Here is a 1,058-nt window from a genome sequence, read left to right as displayed (position 1 = left end):
CATGTCCGCGCCTCCGTCCAAATGTCTCTCAGGACCGATCTTGCCATGAAGAGGGCGGATCGCCGAGGAGAAACGTGATCATCCGGGATGGAGCAGCTAGGTCGCTCGCTGTGTTGCCCGCGTCTAACGCCTCCACGAACCACTGCGGTTTGCGCCCTCGACCGGACCAAGTGAGCGCCGGGTTCTCAGGGTGCCGGTACTTCGCTGCTGCGTGAGGCGCCAGAGGTAGAGAGGAGCAGGGGGGATGTGGAGTTTGTCCGGGGGAGAGAGATCGCCCGGCCCGGCTCCGATCCCTTCCCCTTACCGGAGACACCCGATGACCCTGACAGAACCCACCCTCACGCCCCCGATGGCGCCCTCAACCGTCGACATGGCGCAGATCTTCGCGGCGCATGGCGAGCGCGCCGCCCGGATCGACGCACTGCGCCCCGGCAACAAGGACCGCCTTTTCGACGGCCTCACTGCCGCCGGCATCACCCATGTCACCGTGACTTTTGACGGTGCCGGGGACAGCGGCCAAATCGAAAGCATCGGGGCATGGTCCGGCGAGACCACTGTCGATTTCCCCGCCACCGAGATCGAATACGCCGCGCTGACCTGGGACGATCCTGAGGTCGAGATGCGCAGCCTGTCGCTGGAGGATGTCGCAGAACAACTCGCCTTCGACTTCCTCTCCGACACCCATGGCGGTTGGGAAAACAACGACGGCGCCTACGGCGAGTTCTGCTTCGACGCCGCGGCTCGCTGCATCCATCTTGAGTTCAACGAGCGCTTCACCTCGTCTGAACTCTTCACCCATGATTTCTGAGGGGGCGGCGATGGCACATCCCTATCACCACGCCCTGTCCTCGGTGAAGAAATGGGGCGGTACGGTCGACTGCTACATGGCCGTGCATACTTGGTTCGACCAGAGCAAGGAGATTACTGCGGACTTTCGGCACCGGGCGCTGCGCCACCATGCCGAGGTGAGAACGGCGGTGCGAAAGTCGGCCACGGTAGCGGCGGGATGAGCCTGCTGCGGGCGGCGTAAAAGTCGGCCACCTTTACCCTTTCTGGTG

1 protein-coding gene and 2 pseudogenes are annotated in these 1,058 nt (G+C 63.7%); 2 read left to right on the top strand and 1 reads right to left on the bottom strand.

Translation table 11 applies throughout. From position 1 onward, the window contains the following. Positions 1–28 precede the first annotated feature (28 nt). Positions 29–211 (bottom strand): annotated as a pseudogene (locus ABIE57_RS20665) (H-NS histone family protein); the annotation flags it as partial. A gap of 105 nt (positions 212–316) precedes the next feature. Here ABIE57_RS20665 and ABIE57_RS20575 point away from each other — a divergent pair. Next, positions 317–808, top strand: coding sequence for a DUF6878 family protein (locus ABIE57_RS20575; RefSeq protein ID WP_354540898.1), 492 nt, complete (start codon positions 317–319; stop codon positions 806–808). A 10-nt stretch (positions 809–818) separates the two neighbouring features. Further along, positions 819–965 (top strand): annotated as a pseudogene (locus ABIE57_RS20570) (DUF6915 family protein); the annotation flags it as partial. Positions 966–1,058 lie beyond the last annotated feature (93 nt).

The sequence above is a fragment of the Roseovarius sp. MBR-6 genome (genome assembly GCF_040547525.1).
Taxonomy (GTDB): Bacteria; Pseudomonadota; Alphaproteobacteria; order Rhodobacterales; family Rhodobacteraceae; genus Roseovarius.
The sequence above is the reverse complement of the archived record's forward strand: the minus strand, read 5'-3'. Positions and strand labels throughout refer to the sequence as shown.